Raw genomic sequence first — 4,154 nt, 5'->3', positions numbered from 1 at the left:
TTCCAGTCAGCAGCACCGCAAAGGTCATGTACTGCCGGATGTTAGACGCTATACTATCCAAAGGGCAGGAGGACGAGAACGGAATCCTGTTTGTCTGCTTCCCTGTCACAGCCATTGCCGCAGTCCTGTCCCGCAGCCCCATGACGGTCAAGCGTTCTCTGAATGAACTGGAAACTGCCGGACTTATCATGCGGGTGCGTCAGGGCATTGGAGAACCAAACAGGATTTATGTGCTGATACCGGGAAAGGAGGATACTGCCCTTGCCTGATACCTCAAAGCTGGAAAAGCTCAACCGGGAGTTGGAGAAAAGCGAAAAGAAACTGCGGAAAGCAATCAATGATGAAAAGGCATTGCAGCACCAGCTAAAGCAGCTTACCCGAAAGGAACGGAGGCATCGGCTCTGTACCCGTGGCGGTATGCTGGAAAGTTTTCTGCAAGAGCCGGAACGCCTGACAGATGATGATGTCATGCTGCTGTTGAAACTCATTTTTCACAGGCAGGACACGCAGGAACTGTTGAAAAAACTGCTGGAACGGGAGAAGCCGGAAAACCCTTAGTTTACTAAGGGCGCAATTATACACCACCCAGAGGTTGGTGCATTGCGTTCTCCGAAGGCTCCTCGCCGGAGGGCTGTGATTTTCCGCAGGCATGGTCTGCTCCAAATCAAACAGGGGACGCTACGCTTCCCCTGCGCTGGCTGCCGCCAGCTACCCTTTTGTGGACTTGCCATCTGGGGACACCTTGCGTTGTAAGCTGTTCCCAGCCGACAAGTTTTACAAAAGCTCTCTGTACTTTGAGGGTCGAATAAAGTATAATGAAGTCAATGAGAAATCGGGAGTTGGAGGTATTCACTATGAAAAAGATTATAACCGTAACGCTTTGCATTGTGCTGGTTCTTCTCTTTGCCGGATGCGGAAAGAACGGCGATACATCAAAAGTGGAAATTGATTATGGAGCATCTTCCGTTTATTCAAAAGAAGAAATAGATTCTGCCATTGAGATTATAAAAAAGCAGTTCGCTTCGTTTGAGGGCTGTGAATTGCATAGCCTTTCTTATATGCCAGATGAAGAATGCAACAATGCAGATAACATTGAATGGATGAATGATTTAAGAACGGAAGATAATAAAGAAGCCTTTACGCAATGTATTGCATTTAAAAGTAGTTTCCGTTCGCCAAAAAACGGCGGCGGTGCATGGGAGGCGAACGAAGAATACACTTGGTCATGGTGGCTTGCACGGTGTGAAGGTGGAGAATGGAAGTTAATGACGTGGGGGTATTGATAAGCGTAAGAACTTCCAGTTTGCCACTCACACATCGGGTCAACTTGTCCCGAACTTTTACAACTTAATACCCGCCGCCCACACAGCGGCACACCAAGCAGGAAATCTGAAAAAGGTTGCCTGCTTTTTTTCTGCCCGAAATGAGGTGGTAAAACGCCACCCCATCCGCCAATCACAGAAAGGAGTGACACGAAATGCCCTGTCCACACAACGAAATTTCTATTGTGCGGCGAAGCCAACAGCAGTCTGCGGTTGCCGCCGCTGCTTACCAGAGCGGCGAAAAGCTGTTCTGTGAATACGATCAGGAAGAGAAGCACTACCCGGAAAAGCGTGGTATCGTCCACAATGAAATCCTGCTCCCGGCAAATGCCCCGCCGGAGTATGCAGACCGCAATACCCTATGGAACGCCGCCGAAGCGGTGGAGAAGCAGTGAAACTCTCAGCTTGCAAGGCGGTGGGTGCTTACCATCCCCAAAGAGATACCGCCCGACCAGTATGCTGTCCTTGTCCGGGAGTTTTGTGAACAGCAGTTTGTTTCCAAAGGAATGATTGTTGACTTTGCCATCCATGACACCCACCCGCCGGGACACAATCCCCACGCCCATGTCCTGTTGACTATGCGGGCAATGGACAAACATGGGAAATGGCTTCCCAAGAGCCGCAAGGTTTATGACCTTGATGAGAATGGGGAACGGATAAAGCTGCCATCCGGCAGGTGGAAAAGCCACAAGGAGGATACGGTGGACTGGAACGACCAGAAGTATTGTGAAATCTGGCGGCATGAATGGGAGGTCATCCAGAACCGCTATCTGGAAGCCAATGACCGTCCGGAGCGTGTGGACTTGCGTTCCTATGCCAGACAGGGGCTTGATATAGTCCCCACTGTCCATGAGGGAGCTGCTGTCCGGCAGATGGAAAAGCGAGGTATCCAGACGAATATCGGCAACCTGAACCGGGAAATCAGAGCCGCCAACCGCCTGATGAAGTCCATCCGGCAGCTTATCCAAAACCTCAAAGGCTGGATTACCGAGCTGGGAGAAGAGCGGAAGGAACTGCTTGCACAAAAAGCGGCGGAGGAAGCAACGCTTCTCCCCAATCTTTTGATGAAATATATGGAGATACGAAAGGAAGAACGGAAGGACTGGACAAGGGCTGGACAGAACCGGGGGACTTCACAGGACTTAAAGGCAGTCAGCGAAGCCCTGTCCTATCTCCGGCAAAAGGGGCTTTCTACTGTGGAGGATTTAGAAGCATTTCTGGAATCTTCCGGGAAATCGGCAGCCGATTACCGCAGTCAGATGAAGCCAAAGGAAGCCCGCAGTAAAGTGATTGACAGGCTTCTTGCCAGCCGGACAGACTGCAAGGAATGTAAGCCTGCCTATGAGAAGTACCAGAAGATATTTTTCAAGAAAACAAAGGAGAAATTCAAACAGGAACACTCGGAGGTTGCCCGGTATGAGAAAGCCGCTGCCTACCTTGCCAAGCACCCGGACGATAAGGACAGTACCCAAAAGGAGCTGCAACAGGAGCTGGAAACGCTCCTTAGCGTAATCGCAGAGCTGAAAGTACCGCTGACCGAGGTACAGGAGGATTTGAAGAAGCTGCGGGACATCCGCTTCTGGGTACGGAAAGCCACACCCGGCACAGAGGAAAGCAAAGAGCCGCCCAAGAAGCAGCCCATCAAAGAAGTCTTGCAGGATAAGGCAGACGAAAAAAAGGCTCAAAGAACCGCCCCAGCGCAGACAAAACACAAACAACAAAATATGGAACTTTAACAGGCACTTGCCATTTTCAAGCAGAGAATGTCAGGTGCTTTTTTCTTTTTAAGGAGGGATAGAGTTGAATGTATTTGAAGCTGTGAAGCAGTCCGTCACAACAAGACAGGCTGCGGAGCATTATGGAATCCGTATAGGTCGGAACGGGATGGCTTGCTGCCCGTTCCATCATGATAAAACCCCAAGCATGAAGCTGGATCGGCGTTACCACTGCTTCGGCTGCGGTGCGGATGGGGATGTAATTGATTTTACCGCCGCCCTGTATGGGCTGGGAAAGAAAGAAGCTGCTATGCAGATAGCACAGGACTTCGGGCTTTCCTATGAGGATTGGAAGCCGCCGGGAAAGGCGAAAAAGCCCAAGCCCCGGCAGAAATCCCCAGAGGAACAGTTTCAGGAATCAAAGAACCGCTGCTTCCGTATTCTTGCCGATTATCTCCACCTGCTGATGGCATGGAGAACGGACTACACCCCGCACTCCCCGGAGGAAGTCTTTCATCCCCGGTTTGTGGAAGCCTTACAGAAGCAATCCCATGTGGAATATCTGCTGGATGTACTGCTGTTCGGGGAGATAGAGGAACAAGCAGCCCTGATTACGGACTATGGAAAGGATGTGATACAGCTTGAACAGCGAATGGCAGAGCTTGCCGCCACAGACGCAGCAGGAACTAAAAAACACCATGAACGCCATGCAGCCGCCCCAGAGCGTTGAGGAAATCAAGGCTGGGCTGGAAACTACCGAAAAAGGCGGTGTCCGTCAGAGCATACGGAACTGCCTGACCGTATTCCAGCGTGACCCGCTGCTTTCCGAGGCTATCGCCTACAACATCCTGACCGACCGCAAGGACATTATAAAGCCCATCGGCTTCCACAGGGAAAGTACCGCCTTAAACGATACGGACATGAAATATCTGCTTCTCTATCTGGAAGAAACCTACGGGCTTACCAATGAGAAAAAGATTGATAACGCCATCGGGATTGTAGCGAATGAAAACAAGTACCACCCCATCCGGGATTATTTAAGTTCCCTTGTGTGGGACGGGACGGAAAGAATTCGCTTCTGCCTGCGGCACTTTCTGGGGGCTGACGCAGACGATTA

General features: G+C 50.8%; 4 protein-coding genes and 2 pseudogenes. All 6 read left to right on the top strand.

Annotated elements, in window-relative coordinates:
* Nucleotides 1–269 (top strand): DeoR family transcriptional regulator (locus DWW13_RS17865; protein WP_118720761.1); only part of this gene is annotated, 269 nt, incomplete at its 5' end.
* A complete protein-coding gene (locus DWW13_RS17860; RefSeq protein ID WP_055060286.1) occupies nt 262–558 on the top strand; it encodes a DUF3847 domain-containing protein in 297 nt (98 codons plus the stop codon). The genes DWW13_RS17865 and DWW13_RS17860, both read left to right, overlap by 8 nt.
* 296 nt (nt 559–854) lie before the next feature.
* Entirely contained in the window at nt 855–1,283 is a 429-nt protein-coding gene (locus DWW13_RS17850; protein WP_055218800.1) for a hypothetical protein, read from the top strand.
* Nucleotides 1,284–1,477: 194 nt separating this feature from the next.
* Nucleotides 1,478–3,058: pseudogene (gene mobQ, locus DWW13_RS17845) on the top strand (MobQ family relaxase).
* Nucleotides 3,059–3,122: 64 nt separating this feature from the next.
* Nucleotides 3,123–3,767: a CHC2 zinc finger domain-containing protein gene (locus DWW13_RS17840; protein WP_109216661.1), complete on the top strand. Its 645-nt coding sequence runs from the start codon at nt 3,123–3,125 to the stop codon at nt 3,765–3,767.
* Nucleotides 3,736–4,154 (top strand): annotated as a pseudogene (locus DWW13_RS17835) (virulence-associated E family protein); the annotation flags it as partial. The gene DWW13_RS17840 and the pseudogene DWW13_RS17835, both read left to right, overlap by 32 nt.

This window comes from Blautia sp. AF14-40, assembly GCF_003479665.1.
In the GTDB taxonomy this organism is placed as follows: Bacteria; Bacillota; Clostridia; order Lachnospirales; family Lachnospiraceae; genus Fusicatenibacter; species Fusicatenibacter saccharivorans.
Note: the sequence above shows the minus strand (reverse complement) of the source record. Positions and strands in the feature narration are given on the sequence as shown.